The sequence below is a fragment of the Ruegeria sp. BH6 genome, from assembly GCF_056538105.1.
The window spans coordinates 131471-153919 of sequence record NZ_JBQFSR010000010.1; the positions used below are offsets into that span (position 1 = coordinate 131471).

The 22449-nt window shown below is 56.9% G+C and carries 22 protein-coding genes; 16 read left to right on the plus strand and 6 right to left on the minus strand.

The features are described 5' to 3' along the window. Positions 1–85: 85 nt before the first annotated feature. From ccoN to ccoP, 4 genes are read left to right on the plus strand one after another with little or no spacing between them, the layout of a single operon-like run. Positions 86–1693 carry a cytochrome-c oxidase, cbb3-type subunit I gene (gene ccoN / locus ACR0B8_RS18200; RefSeq protein ID WP_170398376.1) on the plus strand — a complete coding sequence of 536 codons (1608 nt, stop codon included), beginning with the start codon at positions 86–88 and terminating at the stop codon, positions 1691–1693. Between the two features lie 14 nt (positions 1694–1707). Beyond that, positions 1708–2436, plus strand: coding sequence for a cytochrome-c oxidase, cbb3-type subunit II (ccoO, locus tag ACR0B8_RS18205; protein ID WP_170350978.1), 729 nt, complete (start codon positions 1708–1710; stop codon positions 2434–2436). A 12-nt stretch (positions 2437–2448) separates the two neighbouring features. Further along, complete coding sequence (locus tag ACR0B8_RS18210; protein WP_170350977.1) at positions 2449–2634, plus strand: cbb3-type cytochrome c oxidase subunit 3; 186 nt, start codon at positions 2449–2451, stop codon at positions 2632–2634. Next, the gene (gene ccoP, locus ACR0B8_RS18215; protein ID WP_480659260.1) at positions 2631–3494 is read left to right on the plus strand and encodes a cytochrome-c oxidase, cbb3-type subunit III; all 864 of its coding nucleotides are present in this window, start codon (positions 2631–2633) and stop codon (positions 3492–3494) included. The genes ACR0B8_RS18210 and ccoP overlap by 4 nt, the downstream gene beginning before the upstream one ends. 136 nt (positions 3495–3630) lie before the next feature. On the opposite strand, the gene ACR0B8_RS18220 is transcribed toward ccoP, so the two are convergent. Next, on the minus strand, positions 3631–3768 hold the full coding sequence (locus ACR0B8_RS18220) for a hypothetical protein (RefSeq protein WP_480659262.1): 138 nt from the start codon (positions 3766–3768) through the stop codon (positions 3631–3633). Between the two features lie 100 nt (positions 3769–3868). On the opposite strand from ACR0B8_RS18220, the gene ACR0B8_RS18225 reads away from it, so the two are divergent. From ACR0B8_RS18225 to nusG, 7 genes are all read left to right on the plus strand, one after another. Beyond that, positions 3869–4744: a LysR family transcriptional regulator gene (locus ACR0B8_RS18225; protein WP_226689204.1), complete on the plus strand. Its 876-nt coding sequence runs from the start codon at positions 3869–3871 to the stop codon at positions 4742–4744. Positions 4745–4845: 101 nt separating this feature from the next. Beyond that, positions 4846–6273 carry a cytochrome c oxidase accessory protein CcoG gene (gene ccoG, locus ACR0B8_RS18230; protein ID WP_170362291.1) on the plus strand — a complete coding sequence of 476 codons (1428 nt, stop codon included), beginning with the start codon at positions 4846–4848 and terminating at the stop codon, positions 6271–6273. A gap of 1 nt (position 6274) precedes the next feature. After that, positions 6275–6733, plus strand: coding sequence for a FixH family protein (locus ACR0B8_RS18235; protein WP_170350972.1), 459 nt, complete (start codon positions 6275–6277; stop codon positions 6731–6733). A 4-nt stretch (positions 6734–6737) separates the two neighbouring features. Beyond that, positions 6738–8915, plus strand: coding sequence for a cation-translocating P-type ATPase (locus tag ACR0B8_RS18240; protein WP_226689203.1), 2178 nt, complete (start codon positions 6738–6740; stop codon positions 8913–8915). A gap of 5 nt (positions 8916–8920) precedes the next feature. Beyond that, the gene (ccoS, locus tag ACR0B8_RS18245; RefSeq protein WP_170350970.1) at positions 8921–9079 is read left to right on the plus strand and encodes a cbb3-type cytochrome oxidase assembly protein CcoS; all 159 of its coding nucleotides are present in this window, start codon (positions 8921–8923) and stop codon (positions 9077–9079) included. 82 nt (positions 9080–9161) lie between these two features. Next, a complete protein-coding gene (secE, locus tag ACR0B8_RS18250) occupies positions 9162–9359 on the plus strand; it encodes a preprotein translocase subunit SecE (protein ID WP_170350969.1) in 198 nt (65 codons plus the stop codon). A gap of 199 nt (positions 9360–9558) precedes the next feature. Continuing rightward, positions 9559–10092 carry a transcription termination/antitermination protein NusG gene (nusG, locus tag ACR0B8_RS18255; protein ID WP_010440977.1) on the plus strand — a complete coding sequence of 178 codons (534 nt, stop codon included), beginning with the start codon at positions 9559–9561 and terminating at the stop codon, positions 10090–10092. 123 nt (positions 10093–10215) lie between these two features. Here the strand turns inward: nusG and ACR0B8_RS18260 are convergent, their stop codons facing one another. From ACR0B8_RS18260 to ACR0B8_RS18270, 3 genes are all read right to left on the minus strand, one after another. Beyond that, positions 10216–10980, minus strand: a complete 765-nt coding sequence (locus ACR0B8_RS18260) for a hypothetical protein (RefSeq protein WP_170350968.1) — start codon at positions 10978–10980, stop codon at positions 10216–10218. Further along, positions 10977–11828: a hypothetical protein gene (locus ACR0B8_RS18265; protein WP_170362288.1), complete on the minus strand. Its 852-nt coding sequence runs from the start codon at positions 11826–11828 to the stop codon at positions 10977–10979. Before ACR0B8_RS18265 ends, ACR0B8_RS18260 begins: the two co-directional genes overlap by 4 nt. A 230-nt stretch (positions 11829–12058) precedes the next feature. Beyond that, the gene (locus ACR0B8_RS18270) at positions 12059–12955 is read right to left on the minus strand and encodes a sulfotransferase domain-containing protein (protein WP_170553010.1); all 897 of its coding nucleotides are present in this window, start codon (positions 12953–12955) and stop codon (positions 12059–12061) included. A 313-nt stretch (positions 12956–13268) separates the two neighbouring features. Here ACR0B8_RS18270 and rplK point away from each other — a divergent pair, with 313 nt between their 5' ends. Both rplK and rplA read left to right on the plus strand, forming a co-directional pair. Continuing rightward, complete coding sequence (gene rplK / locus ACR0B8_RS18275; protein ID WP_037314971.1) at positions 13269–13718, plus strand: 50S ribosomal protein L11; 450 nt, start codon at positions 13269–13271, stop codon at positions 13716–13718. Between the two features lies 1 nt (position 13719). Beyond that, positions 13720–14418, plus strand: coding sequence for a 50S ribosomal protein L1 (gene rplA / locus ACR0B8_RS18280; RefSeq protein WP_170350965.1), 699 nt, complete (start codon positions 13720–13722; stop codon positions 14416–14418). 76 nt (positions 14419–14494) lie between these two features. On the opposite strand, the gene ACR0B8_RS18285 is transcribed toward rplA, so the two are convergent. Both ACR0B8_RS18285 and ACR0B8_RS18290 read right to left on the minus strand, forming a co-directional pair. Then, complete coding sequence (locus ACR0B8_RS18285; RefSeq protein ID WP_170362286.1) at positions 14495–15535, minus strand: Hint domain-containing protein; 1041 nt, start codon at positions 15533–15535, stop codon at positions 14495–14497. Positions 15536–15702: 167 nt separating this feature from the next. Continuing rightward, positions 15703–16665 (minus strand): phosphotransferase, encoded by a 963-nt coding sequence (locus ACR0B8_RS18290; protein WP_170362285.1) that lies wholly within the window; start codon positions 16663–16665, stop codon positions 15703–15705. Between the two features lie 417 nt (positions 16666–17082). Here ACR0B8_RS18290 and rplJ point away from each other — a divergent pair, with 417 nt between their 5' ends. The 3 genes from rplJ (at position 17083) to rpoB (ending at position 22442) form a co-directional block, all read left to right on the plus strand. Then, entirely contained in the window at positions 17083–17601 is a 519-nt protein-coding gene (gene rplJ / locus ACR0B8_RS18295) for a 50S ribosomal protein L10 (RefSeq protein ID WP_058283024.1), read from the plus strand. 79 nt (positions 17602–17680) lie between these two features. Next, positions 17681–18055 carry a 50S ribosomal protein L7/L12 gene (rplL, locus tag ACR0B8_RS18300; RefSeq protein ID WP_170350962.1) on the plus strand — a complete coding sequence of 125 codons (375 nt, stop codon included), beginning with the start codon at positions 17681–17683 and terminating at the stop codon, positions 18053–18055. A 250-nt stretch (positions 18056–18305) separates the two neighbouring features. Beyond that, positions 18306–22442, plus strand: a complete 4137-nt coding sequence (gene rpoB, locus ACR0B8_RS18305) for a DNA-directed RNA polymerase subunit beta (RefSeq protein ID WP_170350961.1) — start codon at positions 18306–18308, stop codon at positions 22440–22442. The last annotated feature ends 7 nt before the right edge of the window (positions 22443–22449 follow it).

Below are 22449 nucleotides of genomic sequence, written 5' to 3' on the forward strand. Positions count from 1 at the left end.
TGGCCGCCGTTCGACAAAACGGCAACCAGTCAAAAGGGTCCTGCGATATACAAGAATCACGTGGGGCATGGCAAAGGGACGCAATATGTCAAATTACATCAAGCTGATCGTGCTTGGTCTGGTTGTGGTGTTCACTGCGATCGGGTCCAACTATGCACGCGATTTGGCGTATCAGGTGCATTCGATTCTGGTGATGCTGATCGCCGGTGGTTTGTTCATCTGGACGCTTAGAAACACCGACGAGCCAGATATTCTTGTAGACCGTTCGGGTGAATACATGGATGGCGTGATCCGCTATGGCGTGATCGCAACTGCCTTTTGGGGCGTGGTCGGGTTCCTTGCAGGGACTTTCATCGCGTTTCAGCTGGCTTTTCCAGCGCTGAACTTCGAATGGGCGCAGGGCTATCTGAACTTTGGTCGTTTGCGTCCGCTGCACACATCGGCGGTGATCTTTGCCTTTGGCGGTAACGCCTTGATCGCAACCTCGTTCTATGTGGTACAGCGCACCAGCGCCGCGCGCCTTTGGGGCGGCAATCTGGCGTGGTTCGTGTTCTGGGGCTATCAGCTGTTCATTGTACTGGCAGCGACCGGCTACGTTCTGGGTGGCACTCAGTCCAAAGAATATGCCGAGCCTGAATGGTATGTTGACCTTTGGCTGACCATTGTGTGGGTTGCCTATCTGGCCGTTTTCCTTGGAACGATCGTCAGGCGGAAGGAACCCCACATCTATGTGGCGAACTGGTTCTATCTCGCGTTCATCGTGACTGTCGCCATGCTGCATCTGGTCAACAACATGACCATCCCGGTCAGCATCTGGGGTTCGAAATCGGTTATAGTCTGGTCTGGTGTGCAGGATGCCATGATCCAGTGGTGGTACGGCCACAATGCTGTGGGCTTCTTCTTGACTGCGGGTTTCCTGGGAATGATGTATTACTTCATCCCGAAACAGGCCGAGCGTCCGGTATTCAGCTATAAACTGTCAATCATCCACTTCTGGGCTCTGATCTTCCTGTATATCTGGGCCGGTCCGCACCACCTGCATTATACCGCGCTGCCTGACTGGGCCTCGACGCTGGGCATGGTGTTCTCGATCGTGCTGTGGATGCCGTCCTGGGGTGGAATGATCAACGGTCTGATGACCCTGTCGGGTGCATGGGACAAGCTGCGCACTGATCCGGTTATTCGGATGATGGTGATCTCGGTCGGCTTCTATGGAATGTCCACCTTTGAAGGCCCGATGATGTCGATCCGTGCAGTGAACTCGCTGTCGCACTACACCGACTGGACCATCGGTCACGTGCATTCGGGCGCGCTGGGCTGGAACGGCATGATCACTTTTGGTGCGCTGTACTTCTTGGTGCCTGTCCTGTGGAAGCGTGAGCGTCTGTATTCGCTGCAGATGGTCAGCTGGCACTTCTGGCTCGCTACCATCGGCATCGTGCTTTACGCCGCGTCGATGTGGGTCACCGGCATCATGGAAGGTCTGATGTGGCGCGAAGTGGATGCCAACGGCTTCCTGGTGAACTCGTTCGCCGACACCGTGGCTGCCAAGTTCCCGATGTATGTGGTGCGTGCTTTGGGTGGCGTGATGTTCGTCGCTGGCTCGCTGATCATGTGCTACAACCTGTGGATGACTGTACGGAAAGCGCCGGCCAAAGAGGCCAGCCTGTCCGTCGCGGTCCCGGCTGAATAAGGAGGGCCGGAGCAATGGCAATTCTCGACAAACATAAGATCCTCGAGACCAACGCGACCCTCCTGCTGATCTTCAGCTTTCTGGTCGTTACCATCGGTGGCATCGTACAAATCACCCCGCTGTTCTATCTTGAGAACACCATCGAGAAGGTAGAGGGCATGCGCCCATACACCCCCCTCGAATTGGCCGGGCGTGACATCTACATCCGCGAAGGGTGCTATGTCTGCCACAGTCAGATGATCCGCCCGATGCGGGACGAAGTTGAACGCTATGGTCACTACTCGCTGGCGGCTGAATCGATGTATGATCACCCATTCCAGTGGGGCTCCAAGCGTACCGGGCCAGATATCGCTCGTGTCGGTGGCCGTTATTCGGACCAGTGGCAGGTGGACCACCTGCGTGATCCGCAATCGGTGGTGCCTGAATCGGTGATGCCGAAATATGGCTTCCTCGAGCATCGGAAGATCGACGGTAAGTATATCGGTGATGTCATGGCTGCCAATTCTGTGGTCGGCACGCCGTACACAGACGAGATGCTCGAGCAGGCACAGGCGGATTTCCGGGCGCAGGCGGATCCGGACAGCGACTATGACGGATTGCTGGAACGCTATGGCGACAAGGTCAATGTCCGCAATTTCGATGGTCAATCTGAGTTGACCGAGATGGATGCGCTCGTTGCTTACCTTCAGATGCTGGGCACGTTGGTTGATTTCTCGACCTTCACCCCGGACGCAAGCCGATAACAGGAGAGTGTGATGGAAGAATATACTCTCTTACGGCAGTTCGCGGATAGCTGGATGTTACTTGTGCTGTTTGCCTTCTTTGTAGGCATCGTGATCTGGGTTTTCCGCCCCGGTGCCAGCAAAGAATACAAGGATACCGCCAACATCCCTTTCCGGCATCAAGATAAACCCGCCGAAGTCAAGGAGGCGAGGAAATGAGCAAAACACCTGAAAAACAGCCGGGTGATCCGAATACCACCGGCCACAGCTGGGACGGAATTGAGGAATTTGACAATCCGATGCCCCGCTGGTGGCTGTGGGTCTTGTACGCAACCATTGTTTGGGGCGTGATCTATACGATCATGTATCCGGCTTGGCCGTTGGTTCGGTCTGCAACGGCTGGTGTCATGGGATGGTCTTCCCGAGCACTTGTGCAGGAAGAGATGATCTCGTTCGAGGAGGCCAATGCGCCGTGGAATACTAAGCTGATTGAAACGCCGCTGGAGGATATCTCGAAAGATGCCGAGTTGCAGCAATACGCGGTGAACGCAGGCGGTGCGGTGTTCCGTACCTGGTGTGCGCAGTGTCACGGCTCGGGCGCGCAGGGTGCGCCGGGTTTCCCGAACTTGCTGGACGATGCCTGGCTGTGGGGAGGGTCGCTCGAGGATATCGAGATGACCGTTGCCTATGGTATTCGCAATGAAGAAAGCGACGATGCGCGCTATTCTGAGATGCCGGCCTTTGGCGAGATTCTGGAACAGGACGAAATCACTCAGGTGGTGCAGTATGTCATGTCGCTGACCAACGCTCAGACTGATGATGCGGCGGCGCAGGCGGGCAAAGTTGTTTTCGAGGACAACTGCGCAGTATGTCATGGCGAAGACGGCACCGGTGATATCACTCAGGGCGCACCGAACCTGACCGATGCAATCTGGCTTTATGGCGGCAGCGAAGAGGCTTTGACCGAAACGGTCACCAACAGCCGCTTTGGCGTGATGCCATCCTGGGAAAACCGTCTGACCGACGCGCAGATTCGCGCGGTCACAGCTTATGTCCACCAATTGGGTGGCGGTCAGTAACGGCAAAAGAATACCTTCGGACGGTTCGCCGCCCGAAGGTTAGGCACCGGCTGTTCCATCTGTTCGCGCGTTTCCTGAACAGCCGGTGCTACAAGTTCAGATTAGTTCTCTGTTTTGATCGGGTCCAGAGGGCCCGTCATTTCGCACGGGAACGTGTGACGCGCGTGGTTCTCCTCCACCAATTGCCCTCGGGGCGGTGTTCGCGGTTTTGCGGTGTCGTTAGCCCATCCGTGTGGGTGGCGACCATGAATGTACGTGCAAGAATCGATAGCATCTGATCTCTCCTTAAGTTGGGTCTGATTGCACTCAGGATTGATGTTTTGCGAGGAATATGCGACTCAATTGCCATTGAGTAATGTAACCTAGGCTTACATATGAATTGGATGACAATGCCACCCCTTGCATCGCTGAAGGCTTTTCATGCCTTTGCGGAAGCAGGAAATGTGGTGCAGGCCGGGGTCCTGTTAAATGTCAGCCACGCTGCCATCAGCCAGCAATTGCGCGCCTTGGAAAAACACCTTGGGGTGACCCTGCTGGACCGCAGCGGTAAGTCCATGACGTTGACGGTCGAGGGTGAAAGGCTGGCCCGCGCCTTACATCTGGGTTTTGGCGCGATCGGGGCAGCCGTAGCGGATCTGACGCATATCGCCGAAGATCGCCCGGTTCATGTATCCTTGACGGCATCTTTTGCCGTGTCCTGGCTGATGCCCCGCTTGCCGGCGTTTCAGGCCGAGTATCCTGATATACCCTTGGCGCTGGACCCTTCGCCTGACCTTGCCAGTTTGCGTCCGGGTGGTGTGGATGTGGCGATCCGATACGGGGATGGATACTGGCAGGGGGTGAATGCAGAGCCTCTGTTGCAAAGTCCGATCGTGATAGTTGCTGCGCCGTCGCTACTGGGAGGCCGGGAAACCATTACTCCGGATGAGCTTAGCCAACTGCCTTGGTTGGAAGAGCTTGGAACTACAGAGGCAACATCGTGGCTGGCCCGCCGCGGGGTTGAACACGGCCCGCGGGCTGGGCGAATCTTGTTGCCCGGCAATCTGGTGCTTGAGGGGCTGCGCGCTGGTCAGGGTGTGACATTCACGGCGCGACATTTTGTCGAAGCTGATATTCAGGCGGGTCGCATCATCGAGTTGTTTCGCGAACCTGGCGCGCGTGGATACCACATTGTTACAGGGGATGCGCCACTGCGCCCGGCTGTCAAAATTTTTGTTAGCTGGCTCAGGCGGCAAGCTGGTATGGTGTGACAAAAGGTGTCTGCGTGATGCGCTTTTGACCCATGTCAAAGTGACTGCTTTTGTGATCTGGAAAAAGACGCCTAAAAGACAGCCACATCTGGAGCCTGCTTGTGAGCGATTCCGACCCTGCCCCCAGCCTTTACGCTGCAAGGGAGCCGATCTTTCCCCGGCGCGTGTCCGGGCCATTTCGAAACCTGAAATGGATCATCCTCGCGGTTACGCTTGGCATCTATTATGTAACGCCCTGGATCAGATGGGACCGCGGCCCAAGCCTGCCGGATCAGGCGGTGCTGCTGGATCTGGCGAACCGGCGTTTTTACTTTTTCTGGATCGAAATCTGGCCGCATGAATTTTATTTCGTGGCAGGCCTGTTGATCATGGCCGGTCTGGGCCTGTTTCTGTTTACCTCTGCGTTGGGGCGCGTGTGGTGTGGCTATGCTTGCCCGCAGACGGTGTGGACGGACTTGTTCATTCTGGTTGAGCGCTGGATCGAAGGCGATCGCAACGCCCGATTGCGACTGCACCGGCAGGAAAAGCTGGATTTGCGCAAGGCGCGCCTGCGTATCACGAAATGGACGGCGTGGTTTCTGATCGGTCTGGCAACCGGCGGGGCCTGGGTGTTCTATTTTGCCGATGCCCCTACGCTGATGCGGGATCTGGTCACTGGAAACGCTCATCCGGTTGCCTATACAACGGTCCTGATCTTAACAGGTACGACGTTCTTTTTCGGCGGCTTCGCCCGCGAGCAGATTTGCATTTATGCTTGCCCGTGGCCACGTATTCAGGCCGCTATGATGGATGAGGACACTCTGGTCGTCGGGTACCGCGAATGGCGGGGTGAACCGCGCGGCAAGGGTAAGCGTACTACCGATTCCGAGCTGGGCGACTGCATCGACTGCATGGCTTGCGTGAATGTTTGCCCGGTTGGGATCGACATCCGCGACGGGCAGCAGATGGAATGCATCACCTGCGCGCTGTGCATCGACGCTTGCGATGACATGATGGCCAAGATCGGCAAGCCGCGTGGCCTGATCGACTATATGGCGCTGAGCGACGAAGCTCATGAACGGGCAGGCGAGCAACCCATCAACGTCTGGAAACACATCCTGCGTCCGCGGACGATCCTGTATACGGCTTTGTGGGCCCTGGTTGGCCTTGCGCTGTTGTTTGCACTGTTTATCCGGTCCGATATTGATCTGACCGTGGCGCCCGTGCGCAACCCGACCTTTGTCACTTTGTCCGACGGAACAATCCGCAATACCTATGATGTGCGCCTGCGTAACAAGCATGGTGAGGACCGGGCGTTCCAATTGTCCCTGGCGGGTGATCCTGCCTTGCAGATTCAGATCGAGGGCGTCGAAGGTGAGATTGTCAATGTCACGGCAGATACGGCACAATTGACCCGCGTCTACATCGTTTCTGCGGGCGACACCGGGCCGGCGGCTGCGGATGCAACTTCGGTGCGCATCTGGGTCGAGGATCTGGAAAGCGGTGAACGTGCCTATAAAGACACCACTTTCAACGGACGAGGGAACTAGTATGGCCGAGCGTCAATTTACCGGTAAGCACGCTCTGGCCATTTTCGTCGCCGCGTTTGGCGTGATTATCGCCGTAAACCTCGTACTGGCCTATAGCGCGGTCAAAACCTTTCCGGGGCTTGAGGTCAAAAACTCTTATGTCGCCAGTCAGGAGTTCAACGACCGTCTGAAGGAACATCAGGCTCTGGGCTGGACCATTCGTGCCGAAATGTCTGGCGGCTTGTTGATCCTGCATATCACTGACAAAACCGGAGCTCCGGTCGAAGTGGCCGAGTTGCAGGCGGTTGTGGGTCGCGCCACCCATGTCGAAGATGATTTCTCGCCCGAATTTATCTTTGACGGTCAGGCCTATGCAACGCCGGTATCGTTGGGCAAAGGCAACTGGAACATACGGCTGGTTGCCAAGGATAGCGCGGGTGCAGAGTTTGCCCAGCGTGTGCCGTTGTACGTAAAAGGGTGATGGGATGACGACGCAGTTCACATCCGGCACTGCGGCCTGCCCCGGTTGTATCGCCAGCCCGGCGGAACCGGCGCGGCCCATCCCACAGGATGCTCAGATTGCGTTATCGTTGCCGGGCATTCATTGCTCGGCTTGTATTGCCACGGTCGAACGGGAACTGAACGCCTATCCGGGGGTCGAGGACGCGCGGGTGAACCTGACACTCAAGCGGGCGATGGTCAAAGCGTCGCCTGATCTGCGTGCAGCCGATCTTATTCCTGTATTGGAACGGGCGGGCTATGAAGCGCACGAGCTGGACCCAGGTTCGTTGTCAGCGACGCGGGCCAATAAGGCCGGTCGCGATCTGTTGATGCGGCTGGCGGTGGCCGGTTTCGCTTCGATGAACGTGATGCTGCTGTCGGTGTCGGTCTGGTCGGGCGCATCGGATGCCACGCGCGATATGTTCCACTGGATTTCCGCGGCCATTGCGTTGCCAGCCATAGCCTTTTCGGCGCAGCCCTTTTTTGCCAACGCCTGGAGCGCCCTGCGGGTCAAACGCCTGAACATGGATGTTCCGATTGTTTTAGCCATCCTGCTGGCGCTGATCACATCGCTTTGGGAAACCGCGCTCAGCGGCAAACACGCTTATTTCGATGCCGCGCTGACGCTGACCTTCTTCCTGCTGGCAGGGCGGTATCTGGATTACCGCACCCGCGATGCCGCCCGATCCGCGGCCGAAGAACTGACCGCACTAGAAGTACCGCGTGCTATCCGCCTGGTCGACGGTGTCGAGGAAGAAGTGGCTGTAGCCACCCTTGCAGTTGGCGATCTGATCCTTGTCCGGCCCGGTGGGCGTATGCCGGTGGATGGCGAAATTGTGTCGGGGCAGTCAGAGCTTGATCGGTCCCTGTTGACCGGGGAAACCCTGCCTGTTTTTGCGCAAGTGGGTATGGCGGTCAGCGCTGGTGAGGTTAATCTGACTGGCCCCCTGACCATTCGGGCGACAGCGGTGGGTGAGGATACGTCGCTGCATCGTATGGCCGATCTGGTCGCCATCGCTGAATCGGGCCGGTCGCGCTATACCTCGTTGGCGGACAAGGCAGCCAAGCTTTATGCGCCGGGTGTACACATCCTAGCGGCACTCAGCTTTCTCGGTTGGTACATCTATTCCGGCGATATCCGCACCGCGCTGAACATTGCAGCTGCGGTGTTGATCATCACCTGCCCCTGTGCGCTGGGACTGGCGGTGCCTGCGGTGACAACGGCAGCCTCGGGGCGATTGTTCCGCAAGGGGATGCTGATCAAACATTCCACAGCCCTGGAACGTCTGGCCGAGGTGGATACGGTGGTGTTCGACAAAACCGGTACGCTGACCTCGGGCACGCCCGAACTGATCAACCTGGGCGATCATGCCCGCACAAACCTTGAAGTGGCCTTGGCGCTGTCCGAGGCCTCCTCGCACCCGCTGTCCGTTGCATTGACCACCGCGGCACGCGATGCGGGGGTCAAACCGGCCCGTCTTAAAGATATCACCGAAGTTCCGGGTTACGGCACCGAAGGCACCTATCGAGATCAGCGCGTGCGTTTGGGCCGGGCAGCGTGGACGGGTGCGCAAGAGGGTGATCAGACCGCAGCATGGTTGTCCGTCGCAGGGCAGGCGCCTGTGTGCTTCCAGTATTCGGACAGTCTGCGCCCCGGCGCGGCCGAGGCGGTTCAAGCCTTCCGCGACGCAGGCAAAGAGGTCATCCTGATTTCGGGTGACACAGAAGGCGCGGTTCAGGCGCTGGCTGAAAAGTTGGGGATCGAACACTGGGTCGCGCAGGCTTTGCCGCAAGAAAAAGCCGCGCGTGTGCAGGAGCTGAGCGATCAGGGCCGACATGTTCTAATGGTCGGCGACGGTCTGAACGATACCGCCGCGTTGGCAGCGGCGCATGTGTCGATCTCGCCCGCATCGGCGCTGGACGCGGCGCGGGTGGCCTCGGATATCGTGCTGTTGGGTAATGATCTGGCCCCAATTGCCGATGCCTGTGATACGGCCGTGAAGGCGACCAAACGGATTCGCGAGAACTTTCGTATTGCCACCGTTTACAATATCATCGCGGTGCCGTTGGCGGTGGCTGGGCTTGCCACGCCTCTGATTGCGGCGCTGGCGATGTCGACCTCGTCCATCACCGTGTCCCTGAACGCCCTGCGTCTGAGGTAGCTGCTATGGAAGTTTTGGCCTATCTGATTCCGATTTCCCTGTTTTTGGGCGGGGTTGGACTTGTGGCCTTTGTGTATACCGTCCGCTCGAACCAATATGACGACCCCGAGGGTGACTCTCGGCGCATCCTGAGTGATGAATGGGACGACAAGCCCAAGCCCTGACACATGGCAATCAAGCGCTCTTGAAATTGCCGCAATGCCCGGTTATGTCCGGCTCATCCGCTAGCAGAGAGAACCAAGCCAAATGGCAACTATGAATCCGATCCAGTTCATTCAGCAGGTCCGCGCCGAAGTTGCAAAGGTCGTCTGGCCGACCCGGCGTGAGGTGCTGCTGACCACGGTCATGGTGTTCATCATGGCGGCGCTGACTGCCGTGTTCTTTGCGTTGGTTGATCTGGGCATTCGCGGCGGATTGCAACTGATCCTGGGTGCATTCAGTTAAACTGGTTTGGGCGGGCTGAAACGCCACTGCCCCCTTGCACAGCGCGCAATGTCAGAGTAGTTGACGCGGTACTATTCGGAATGGGCGTGCGGCGATTCGGGCTGCGCGCCGCTTTTTATTCCGGGTGACGTGACAGAATTTCAATGACGGTGCTTGCGGCATTGCCAGCGCACCGAAGGCAAACAAGGACGACAGGTTCATGGCGAAACGGTGGTACTCGGTCAGCGTTCTTTCGAATTTCGAAAAGAAGATCGCAGAGCAGATCCGCACGTCGGTGGCCGAGCAGGGCCTTGAGGACGATATCGACGAAGTTCTGGTGCCCACCGAAGAGGTGATCGAAGTGCGCCGGGGCAAGAAGGTCACGACCGAACGCCGCTTTATGCCCGGCTATGTGCTGGTGCATATGGAAATGTCCGATCAGGGTTATCACCTTGTGAACTCGATCAACCGCGTCACCGGCTTTCTGGGTCCGCAAGGCCGCCCGATGCCGATGCGCGATGCCGAAGTGAATCAAATCCTCAACCGCGTTCAGGAAGGTGAAGAAGCGCCCAAGCTGATGATCACCTTCGAAGTGGGCGAGAAGGTCAAGGTCAACGACGGCCCGTTCGAGGATTTCGACGGCATGGTCGAGGGTGTCGACGACGAAGCCCAGAAGCTGAAAGTTTCGGTCTCGATCTTTGGTCGGGAGACCCCGGTCGAGTTGGACTTCACGCAGGTTACAAAGCAGAGCTGATAGCTACTTCAGCAAGATTTTAGCGCCGCGATGCCACGAGCACCGCGGCGTTTTGTTTTGGCGAACCAGTTGTCAGTTCAGAAGTCCAAGGTGGTTTTCTCAACGACAAGGATCACCTTGCAGTTACGGCGGGCCGGGGATCAGTTCTTGCCGTTGAAGGACCGTCAGAATATCGAGAATGGTCGAAGGGCTGACATCCACCGATCCTTCAAGGAAGACACCAAGCCCACCTTCTCCGATCTCTTTGGGTCCGCCATTGTCATAAACCGGGTCAAGTGACGCGAGTTCTGCCGGTAACTTCGGACACAAAGGGGTATCGTTCAATACAAGATCTACAGCGGCCAGCATCAGTTCCTTTACAGAGTCCAGCGTATCATCATCCAGAAGTTGCTCTCGCTGTTCTTCGGGGGCCGTCAGTGTAAGATCAATGAGTTTGAAATAGGCACAATTGTCACGCAGTTCGACTGTCGCTTCGGTGGACATGTTCGCCAGGATAGCCTTTTTTTGCTCACCCCGTTGAAAATTGCGCTCACTGGTTCGGCTGCATTCAAAGATCGTGATGGTTACATCCCCATCCAGATCAATCGCATCGCCTTGGGCCCCAAAACTCAAGTCATCCAGCCGGACTTGCAGGCCGCAATTGTCGACTATTGCGTTGTCAGCTAGTCGCTCAGGCACAGTCTTCTGTATTTCACGCAGATCAAGAAGCGCGCCCACCCCGATCCGTGTCGGCGCAACAGCGGCGAGGTTCAGATCAAGCGTATAGGGCAGCTCTGTATCACGAACTGGCAATGTCGCGTCGACGACAAAGTCCACTTGTTGCGCGCTTGGTGCCCGGGCGTCCAGAACGGCTGCCATTAAGACCGGGAAAATCAACCAGTGTCTCATTCAGCAAACTCCAATACGCCAAGTTCCTTCAGCCCACCCAGGACTTTGACGATTGTCCCGGCGCTGACATCGGCAGATCCGACAACAGCCGCCCCCATCCCGCCCGGAGCGATTTCGCGGGTGCCTCCTGATTCGTAGACCGGTTCGAGAACAGAGAATTCGTCGGGCAGTGGCGGGCAAACCGGATGGGCTGCCAGAAACTCACCACCCTTTTCCAGAACTGCGTCGTTGATGCGGTTGGTCAAACCAAAGAGGTTGGAAACAGCGCCGATGAACCCGCGCGGGCTGAGGTCGGCGCTTTCAATGCTGAATGTTAGGCATTGGCCTTTCACCTCAGCCTTGGCGACAGCGACCGCGTCCACGGTTGCTCCAAAATAACGAAAGCCCGGTTCTTCACGCCGGTTGCACCTTGTAAACTGCGCGCGGGCGGAACCTTCGACCTTTACGGTGTCACCTATGGCGGTAACGTCTCGGATCTCAAGGTAAATCTGACGTTTGCAGGTTTCTTCCAAAGGGCCAGTCAGGATTTGAGGGGCCTTTTCCTGTAGCCCACGCAGATCCATGAAGGCCTTCAACCGCAATCGGGTTGGGCTGGATTCTTCTAGACCGCCGTAAACGGTAAAGGGAACCGGAATGTCGCGCAGGGGTACTTCTTTTGTTAGCTTGATTTGAAAGCGACCGGCATAGGTGGCTGGATCAATCCCTGTCGTTACGGACGAATTGGATTTTGTGACCGCGTTGGTTTCGGCGTCCAGAGCTTTTTGGTCTTCGGCCTTGCTGCCACAACCCGGCAGCATAGCGACCAGTACACAGATCAGCAGTCCTTTGTTAAGTCGAGATGACCCCATCCCTGACCACCTCATTTGTGTCCAAGTTGCACCAAGATACCCGCCTTCGTTTCTTAAGCAACTCAAGTATTAGGATTAATTGATTTGTTCCGCAAATCTCGACCTTCGCTGAGGCGTTATTGGGCCTCAATCAGGAAATTGGGAACATAGGGGTAATCGTTTGTCTTCTCTGGGCCTCCGTCAATGATGGCCCTTTCGTGGGTTTCGACGAGGTGGTGCCAGTGATGCTCTTATTTTCCGAAGGCTAGCCAACTGCTGCATTCCGGCCCGAGCTCCTCCAAGGCTCTGGCCTCATAGCGGGCTTTGTCCTCTTCAGGGAGAATCTCACGCCAACGACCGTTCACGCCGCGGTGGATGAATGTCTCTGCGCCGCCATCCCAAAAAATACCGCCTCCAGGGACGGATTTACTTGCATGTGCTTTCATGTAGTCAAAGGAACAGTGCGTGAGGATCGCATCCCAACGACTTTCGTCAATCTCGATGTCCAGGAAATTTGCGATGCGGCGAATTTCCCCCGGCATGTCGCGTTTGAGCGCTTCGAAATGGATAAGTTGCACGTTGGGCTGATCGCGAATCTCCCACCAGGTTCGAATATTTTCCCAGAAAGGCCACATCGGGTAACCATCCTTCTCCAGCCATTCCCTGAAGTATTGAACGGTATCTCGTGTTGGTCGTTCGATCGGTGGGCCTACCCGGCCGGGCGTATCATTCAGAGTTTCATACCAAGTGTCATTCGCGTTCGAATGATGGTTGTGAAAGCTCCATACTACGTCACGCCCATCGCGCCCAATGTATATGTATTTGGCTTGTTCTGAGAAAACGAGCGCATCCACCGGTAAATGCGTTTTTAAGAAGCGTCGGTGCGTTTGCGACGCGACTGCTGGTAACTTGACCTCTTTGGGCGGGACCCGAAGGTCAAGCCACGGCGACATCTCGGCGACGTCGAGGTCTTCAGCGCCGTTGAATATCAGCTGAGCGACGATTTGCTGAACCCAAGTCGTTCCAGACTTTGCATAGGTAGCGATGATGATATCGTCATTACGAAATTCGAAATCGTTCCACATGGAGGAGTCAAAGTGGTGGTTGTGAAACTCCCGTGTTTTCTTCGGCGACCCAAACCCGTTCATTTTCCGATCCCTCCTGCGCCTTGAAAGTGCCAGTCTGCCACAGAACGCCAGTCCGAGGAAGAATTTGTGGCGCTAATCGGTCTTGCAGTTGAGGAGACAGGCAGAGATGAGTACGCGTGTTTCGGGCCCAAAGCGGTGATGCCAAACTGTAACGCCAACCTCTTGCCAACCCCACAATTCCCCTATACATGCCGCCTCTATCGTCTTCGGGCGAGATTCTCTCGTGGGAGGTTGCTGGGATCGCGATCCCGGATCGGACCACGCAACATAAACCGGGTAGGACGCGTCCTATCTACGTTGAAAGGAAAACCAAATGGCCAAGAAGCTTGCTGGTACAATGAAACTGCAGGTTCCTGCAGGTCAGGCGAACCCGTCGCCGCCAGTTGGTCCGGCGCTGGGTCAGCGCGGCATCAACATCATGGAATTCTGCAAGGCGTTCAACGCCAAGACCGCAGATATGGAGCAGGGCGCACCTTGCCCGACCGTGATCACCTATTATCAGGACAAGTCCTTCACCATGGACATCAAGACGCCGCCCGCGTCTTACTACCTGAAAAAAGCAGCTGGCCTGAAGCCGGTCGGCAAGCGTAACCGCCCTCGTGGCGCGGAAAACCCAGGTCGCGAGACCGTGGCAACCGTGACCAGTAAGCAGGTTCGCGAAATCGCCGAAGCCAAAATGAAAGATCTCAACGCCAACGACGTCGAAGGCGCAATGCAGATCATCCTGGGCTCGGCCCGCTCTATGGGCATCGAGGTGAAGTAAGATGGCAAAACTTGGTAAACGTACCCGCGCTGCGCGCGAAGCTGTCGCTGGCAAGGAAAACCTGTCGGTCGAAGAAGCTGTTTCCCTGGTCAAAGGCAACGCCACTTCGAAGTTCGACGAGACCATCGAAATCGCTCTGAACCTGGGCGTTGACACCCGTCACGCGGACCAAATGGTTCGTGGCGTTGTCGGCCTGCCGAACGGCACCGGCAAAGCGATGCGCGTTGCTGTGTTCGCACGTGGCCCCAAGGCTGACGAAGCGAAAGAAGCAGGCGCGGACATCATCGGCGCAGAGGACCTGATGGAAACCATTCAGGGCGGCACCATCGAATTCGATCGCTGCATTGCCACCCCGGACATGATGCCGATCGTTGGCCGTCTGGGTAAAGTTCTGGGCCCCCGCAACCTGATGCCGAACCCCAAGGTCGGCACTGTTACCATGGACGTGAAAGCGGCCGTTGAAGCAGCCAAGGGTGGTGAAGTTCAGTTCAAGGCGGAAAAAGGCGGCGTTGTACACGCCGGCGTTGGCAAAGCGTCGTTCGACGAAGCCAAGCTGGTCGAAAACGTCCGTGCCTTCATCTCGGCCGTGGCCAAGGCCAAGCCGTCGGGCGCCAAAGGCACCTACATGAAGAAAATCGCGCTGAGCTCGACCATGGGCCCCGGCGTGACTCTGGATGTGGCGGCTGCGGCCGGCGAATAAGCCCCAGCCAAGCGCTTAGAAAAAGAACCCGGGTTGCATATGCGACCCGGGTTTTTCATTTTTGCGGTCCGCGTGATCAGAGGTATGTGCGCAATACGCGGGCTTCATGCGCCCCGATTGTCTTGACGGCCGTGTGCTGGAACGCATTTCCGATCTCTTCAACCGATGGGAAAAGCGCGAGGATTTCCGCCCTTTGCGGGGATGATAGGGAATATTTGGCAGTATCGCCGTAATAGTAGCTTTCCGTCAGCGCGCCGTTTGATCGCACAATGTGATGCCGGTCGAACATGAAATGCGTATAGGTGATGCGGTCCGTCTCACGGATCGAAACGCCGGGAAGGCCGCACAGGTGCTTCGCGGCCACGAACACTTCGGACGAGCCAAACAGCATGTCGGTTGCCGGTGACTGTATCAGGACCCTGTGCTGTTGCGAGACCACAAGCTCATGCGTGTTTCCGATGGCGCCAGCTTCGATCACGACCGGAGCGAACGCGCCATGGCCATGAACCTCGGTCGTTCCGATCCACAGGATCGGTTGCAGCCCGCCATCCCGGGTCCAGACGCGCTGACCCTTTTTCAGGTTCTGCACTTCGACGTCACCATCTTCGGTTTCGATCAGGGTTCCCAGGCCAAAGCACGTAATGAAATCCGTATAGGGCGACGACCCCGCGTTTGAGCCGCTGATTTTGACATAAGAGGTTCCCGGCACCAGGGGGGCCGACGTGCTATAGCCCCAAACGTCCTGCGTGACCCCGTTCTGGGAAAACACGTAGATGTCAATCTCGGGTCCGGTTGGGTTTCCGTTAATGTCCAGAGCCCGCACGGTGATCACGGACTCAGATTCAACCTGTGTGCCATTTGTGACGATGCCACCGCCATCAGTAATGATGTGGCCCGTTTCCTGATCGTCGTCGAATATATCCGGGCTGCCGCTGGTGTCGTCCAGTGTGACAGTAGTGCCAAATCCACCCGAATAGGCAAAAATGGTGCCGTCCGGTGTGTCTGAGTTGTTGATAATAGATCCACCGACGACAATGTCATTGGCATCGCCCCCGGCCGGAACGAATGTGGCGATTAGACTGGCACTGTCCTGAGCGAAAAAACTGCGGAGAACCATCTGCGCGATTATTCCTCTTTTGTACTTGTTATGTTGGGCCAAAGGCGACGAAGGCCACGCGAAATTTTGCTGAAAGATAAGAAATTGGTTGGGTGGATGCGTCAACCGGGTTCTTCAAAATACCGCACAAATAATTGTCAACTGGGACGGTTACCGCAACAGTCTCATTATCCTTGAAACACAACTTTCAAGCGATTGCCCAACCGCTGTCGTTTGTCTTCCTCAAACGGGCTACAGTCGTGGTTGGGTTGCCACAACGCCAGCCAGTCCTTCAACAACCGTCCCCGGATGCAGTAATCCAGAATTTCCATGTTGATGGGATGCCGATAACGGCGAAAGAACATATCCTTGTTTTTTCTGAGAATACCGCTGCGATCCACATCGGGTCCGGCCCCGTCGCGAAAAATATCTGCCTTTAGAAAGTCGACAATATCGTACACGGCCAGCTTTTCGCGGGATTCAGTAAAATCCAGGCCAATCGTTTTTCCCTGCCCGACAATCAGGTTCTGCCCGTGAAAATCTCCATGCGAAAAGACCCGGATATCCTGAATGCCCTTCAGGCGAGCAGCTTCGGCCAGCATGACGTTTACCATTTTCCGACTTGTGCCCGCGATATCATAGGGCACTGTAGTTGACAGGTCGCGAATGCTGTCCGTCATCCATTTTGGCCGAAATGCATAGCTCGCCGGGGGGTGGCGGTCATGAAGATCATTCAACCATGATCCAGCACGGCGAAAAATCTGGGCAACCTGATTTTCGTTCTTGCTGTTATAGATCAGGTCGACCGCGGTTGGCCGGTTGATGAATTCGGTGACAAAGAAGGTTTCAGATGGCGACAGGTAAATCGGGCGGATAACCTGCGATGACGGGTTGTTTTCAAAATGCTGGTGAAGATCGGTTAGCAGGCTGAACTCATCCCGCAGCCTTCCAGTGGTGGGAGAGTTGTTGTCGATTTTCAGCGCAAAGCTTTCAATTCCGGTTGTGATTTTCAAGACCAGACGCGAATCCGGAAACGCGTGCGAGCGATAGACGCATTCGACTTTCTTCACAGGCCCGACAGGATTGCGCCGTGAAAACTCGGCCACACACTCTGAAGCGAATGTCTGTTCAGTATCGGAAAGATCCAGCATTCAAATGCGTCGTTCTATGTGGCTTTTCACTGTGCGGATCGAATGGACCTCAGGGCTGGTGTCATGTCAATGCTGTGATGGCTGGCTTTGGGTTTTGCACGACGGATCTGGGCGGTGAAGCAATCCGGTTGGAACGGTCAATTTACCCCTTGGAAACCCCTGCCATCTGGCCTAAATAGAGCTGCGGAATAAAGCGTGCGATTCGTCGTGCGCTTTATTTTGTTTCGTCCAAGACGGTGGGTGGGTCCATTCGGCCCCTTAATTCCCTGCCTGAGACGGGTAAGACCAAAGAATTCTGAGGGTCACGATCCTCGGGCGAGTTTTGGCCAATCCCGTAACAACGGACCTGAACGCCGGGGTTAACCCTTCGGCAAATATGAGCCGGGGTGAGGTATCACCCCTAACTTGGAGAGAACTGTGGATAGAGCCCAGAAAGAGAAAGTGGTCGAGGAACTCGGCCAAATCTTCGAAAGCTCTGGCGTCGTAGTGGTTTCGCACTACGCCGGTCTGACAGTTGCCGAGATGCAGGACCTTCGCGCACGTGCTCGTGACGCGGGTGGCGCCGTGCGTGTTGCCAAGAACAGGCTCGCCAAAATCGCCCTTGAGGGTAAGCCGTGTGCAAGCATGGCCGACCTGCTGACAGGGATGACCGTTCTGACCTATTCCGAGGACCCCGTGGCAGCAGCCAAGGTGGCCGAGGACTTCGCCAAGGATAACAAGAATTTTGAGATTCTTGGCGGTGCAATGGGTGAGAACGCTCTGGACCGCAAAGGCGTCGAAACAGTTTCGAAAATGCCGTCTCGCGAGGAGCTCATTGCTTCGATCGTGGGCTGCATTGGCGCACCTGCTTCGAATATCGCCGGCGCGATTGGCGCACCTGCAAGCAACATCGCAAGCATCCTTTCCACCATCGAAGAGAAGGCGGAAGCTGCGTAAGCGGTTGGCACTGAATGATCTGCGTAGGGTGAATACCCTGACGTTGGAACACACACTGTAAACGGAAAGAGCTGATAAAATGGCTGATCTGAAAGCACTCGCAGAAAGCATCGTGGGTCTGACCCTGCTGGAAGCACAAGAACTGAAAACCATCCTCAAAGACGAATACGGCATCGAGCCCGCAGCTGGCGGCGCCGTAATGGTCGCAGCTGGTGGCGACGCCGGTGGCGCAGCTGAGGAAGAAAAAACCGAATTCGACGTCGTTCTGAAGAACGCCGGCGCTTCGAAAATCAACGTGATCAAAGAAGTTCGCGGCATCACCGGTCTGGGCCTGAAAGAAGCCAAAGAGCTGGTCGAAGCTGGCGGCAAGATCAAAGAAGCTGTGTCGAAAGACGAAGCCGAAGAGATCAAAGGCAAGCTGGAAGCAGCTGGCGCCGAGGTCGAACTGGCCTAAGCCCGTTGTCTGGCGCATCGCTGATGCGCCGCAATATTTGGCTGGGCCCGGAGAAATCCGGGTCCAGCCGAACCTGTCTTAGAAAGGGCCTCATGAACGGGGGCGTTTTCTAAGACGCGGTTTTCGGATCGGGAGGCTGCCTTCGGGACGGTGGCCACGAATTGATCCGGACGTGTCGTCTCGAATGTGCAAGGCGCCGGGGCCCGACGGTGTCTTTGCCCGCTGAGAACATCGAAAGGTGACATCTGACATGGCTCAAACGTTCCTTGGCCAGAAACGTCTTCGGAAATATTACGGCAAAATCCGCGAAGTGCTGGAGATGCCGAACCTCATTGAGGTCCAGAAATCTTCTTATGATCTTTTCCTGCGCTCCGGCGATGCAGAGCAGCCCACTGACGGCGAAGGCATCAAAGGTGTGTTCCAGTCGGTTTTCCCGATCAAGGATTTCAACGAAACCTCCGTTCTGGAGTTCGTGAAATACGATCTGGAAAAACCCAAATACGACGTCGAAGAGTGCATGCAGCGCGACATGACCTACAGCGCGCCGCTGAAGGTCACTCTGCGTCTGATCGTGTTTGATGTCGACGAAGATACCGGCGCCAAGTCGGTAAAAGACATCAAGGAACAGGACGTGTTCATGGGCGATATGCCCCTGATGACGCCGAACGGGACCTTCATCGTGAATGGTACCGAGCGTGTGATCGTGTCCCAGATGCACCGCTCGCCCGGTGTGTTCTTTGACCACGACAAGGGCAAAACCCATTCCTCGGGCAAGCTGCTGTTTGCCTGCCGCATCATCCCGTATCGCGGCAGCTGGCTGGACTTTGAGTTCGACGCCAAGGACATCGTTTTCGCCCGTATCGACCGCCGCCGCAAACTGCCTGTGACAACCCTGCTGTATGCGCTGGGTCTGGATCAAGAAGCGATCATGGACGCGTATTACAACACCGTGTCCTACAAGCTGGACAAGAAAAAGGGCTGGATCGCGCCGTTCTTCCCCGAGCGAGTGCGCGGCACCCGCCCGACCTATGATCTGGTCGACGCCAAATCCGGTGAAGTGATTGCTGAAGCAGGTAAGAAAGTCACTCCTCGCGCGGTCAAGAAGCTGATCGAAGAAGGCGTCGTCACCAACCTGTTGGTTCCTTTTGATCACATCGTCGGCAAGTTCGTCGCCAAGGACATCATCAACGAAGAAAACGGCGCGATCTATGTCGAAGCCGGTGATGAGCTGACCCTGGAATACGACAAGGACGGCGAGTTGATCGGCGGCACAGTGAAAGAGCTGATCGACGCAGGTATCACCGACATCCCGGTTCTGGACATCGACAACGTCAATGTTGGCCCCTACATGCGCAATACCATGGCGCAGGACAAGAACATGGGCCGCGAAAGCGCGCTGATGGACATCTACCGTGTCATGCGCCCGGGCGAGCCGCCCACCGTCGAAGCGGCCTCGGCCCTGTTCGACACGCTGTTCTTCGACAGCGAGCGTTATGACCTGTCCGCCGTTGGCCGTGTGAAGATGAACATGCGTTTGGCTCTGGACGCGCCGGACACCCTGCGCACCCTGCGCCGCGAAGACATTGTGGCCTGCATCAAGGCGCTGGTGGAGCTGCGTGACGGTAAGGGCGACATCGACGACATCGACCACCTCGGCAACCGCCGTGTCCGTTCGGTCGGCGAGTTGATGGAAAACCAGTACCGCGTCGGCTTGCTGCGCATGGAGCGCGCGATCAAAGAGCGTATGTCGTCAGTCGAGATCGACACCGTCATGCCGCAGGACCTGATCAACGCGAAACCGGCTGCTGCTGCTGTCCGCGAATTCTTCGGCTCGTCGCAGCTGTCGCAGTTCATGGACCAGACCAACCCGCTGTCGGAAGTCACCCACAAACGCCGTCTCTCGGCGCTTGGCCCCGGTGGTCTGACGCGTGAACGTGCGGGCTTTGAGGTGCGTGACGTTCACCCGACCCACTATGGTCGGATGTGCCCGATTGAAACGCCGGAAGGTCCGAACATCGGTCTGATCAACTCGCTGGCCACCTTTGCCCGCGTGAACAAGTATGGCTTCATCGAAACACCCTACCGCGTTGTCAAAGACGCCGAGGTGACCGATGAGGTTCACTACATGTCCGCGACCGAGGAAATGCGTCACACCGTGGCGCAGGCGAACGCGACGCTGGATCAGAACGGCAAGTTCATCAACGATCTGGTCTCGACCCGTCAGGCCGGTGACTACACCCTCGCTCCGCGCGAGAATGTGGACCTGATCGACGTGTCGCCGAAACAGTTGGTTTCGGTTGCTGCATCGCTGATTCCGTTCCTTGAAAATGACGACGCCAACCGCGCTCTGATGGGCTCGAACATGCAACGTCAGGCGGTTCCGCTGCTGCGGGCCGAGGCACCGCTGGTCGGTACCGGGATCGAGGAAAAGGTTGCGATCGACTCGGGCGCTGCGATCCAGGCGAAACGCGCCGGCATCATCGACCAGGTCGATGCCCAGCGTATCGTTATCCGTGCCACCGAAGATCTGGAACTGGGCGACGCTGGCGTTGACATCTATCGTCTGCGCAAATTCCAGCGATCGAACCAGAACACCTGCATCAACCAGCGTCCGCTGGTGAAAGTGGGCGACACCGTCATGAAAGGCGAGGTTGTTGCCGATGGTCCGTCCACCGATATCGGTGAACTGGCGCTTGGTAAAAACGTGGTCGTCGCGTTCATGCCGTGGAACGGCTACAACTACGAAGACTCGATCCTGATCAGTGAACGTATCGCGCGCGATGACGTCTTTACCTCGGTCCATATCGAGGAATTTGAAGTCGCCGCCCGTGACACCAAGCTGGGCCCGGAAGAGATCACCCGCGACATCCCGAACGTCGGTGAAGAAGCGCTGCGTAACCTCGACGAGGCGGGCATCGTTTACATCGGTGCGGATGTTGAGCCGGGCGATATTCTGGTCGGCAAGATCACTCCGAAGGGCGAAAGCCCGATGACCCCGGAAGAAAAGCTGCTGCGCGCCATCTTTGGTGAAAAAGCATCTGACGTGCGCGACACCTCGCTGCGCGTGAAGCCGGGCGATTACGGTACAGTGGTCGAAGTTCGCGTCTTCAACCGTCACGGCGTCGAGAAAGACGAGCGTGCGCTGCAGATCGAGCGTGAGGAAGTCGAGCGTCTGGCCCGTGACCGGGACGACGAGCTGGCGATCCTGGACCGCAACATCTATGCGCGTCTGCAAGGCCTGATCCTGGGTAAAACTGCTGTCAAAGGCCCGAAAGGCGTCAAGGCAGGCTCGGCAATCACCGAGGATCTGCTGGAAACCCTGACCCGTGGTCAGTGGTGGCAACTGGCGCTGGAAGACGAGAAGGACGCACAGATCGTCGAAGCGCTGAACGAGCAGTACGAAGTGCTTAAGCGTGCTCTGGACGCCCGTTTCGAAGACAAGGTCGAGAAGGTCCGCCGTGGCGACGACCTGCCGCCGGGTGTGATGAAGATGGTCAAAGTCTTTATTGCCGTGAAGCGTAAGCTGCAGCCGGGCGACAAGATGGCCGGTCGTCACGGGAACAAAGGTGTGATCTCCAAGGTTGTCCCGATGGAAGACATGCCGTTCCTGGCCGATGGTACTCCGGTTGACTTCTGTCTGAACCCGCTGGGCGTGCCGTCGCGTATGAACGTTGGTCAGATCCTTGAAACCCACATGGGTTGGGCCGCGCGCGGTCTGGGTCTGAACATCGACGAAGCTCTGGGTGAATACCGCCGTTCCGGCGACCTGACCCCGGTGCGCGAAGCGATGAAGCTGGCCTATGGCGAGAATGTCTATGAAGAAGGCATTGCCAACATGGACGAGGGTCACCTGATCGAGGCGGCGGGCAACGTGACCCGCGGTGTTCCGATCGCGACCCCGGTCTTTGATGGTGCCAAAGAGGCTGACGTCAACGATGCGCTGGTGCGTGCGGGCTTCTCGGAAAGCGGTCAGTCGATCCTGTTCGACGGTCGCACCGGTGAGCAATTCGCACGTCCGGTGACCGTGGGCATCAAATACCTGCTGAAACTGCACCACCTGGTGGACGACAAGATCCACGCGCGTTCGACCGGGCCGTACAGCCTGGTTACCCAGCAGCCGCTGGGTGGTAAGGCGCAGTTCGGTGGTCAGCGCTTTGGTGAGATGGAAGTCTGGGCTCTGGAAGCTTACGGCGCCGCCTACACCCTGCAGGAGATGCTCACCGTGAAATCGGATGACGTCGCCGGCCGGACCAAGGTCTATGAGTCGATCGTCAAGGGCGAGGATAACTTTGAAGCGGGCGTACCGGAATCGTTCAACGTTCTGGTGAAAGAAGTCCGTGGCCTCGGCCTGAATATGGAACTCCTGGATGCGGAGGTTGAGGAGTAAGGGCCTC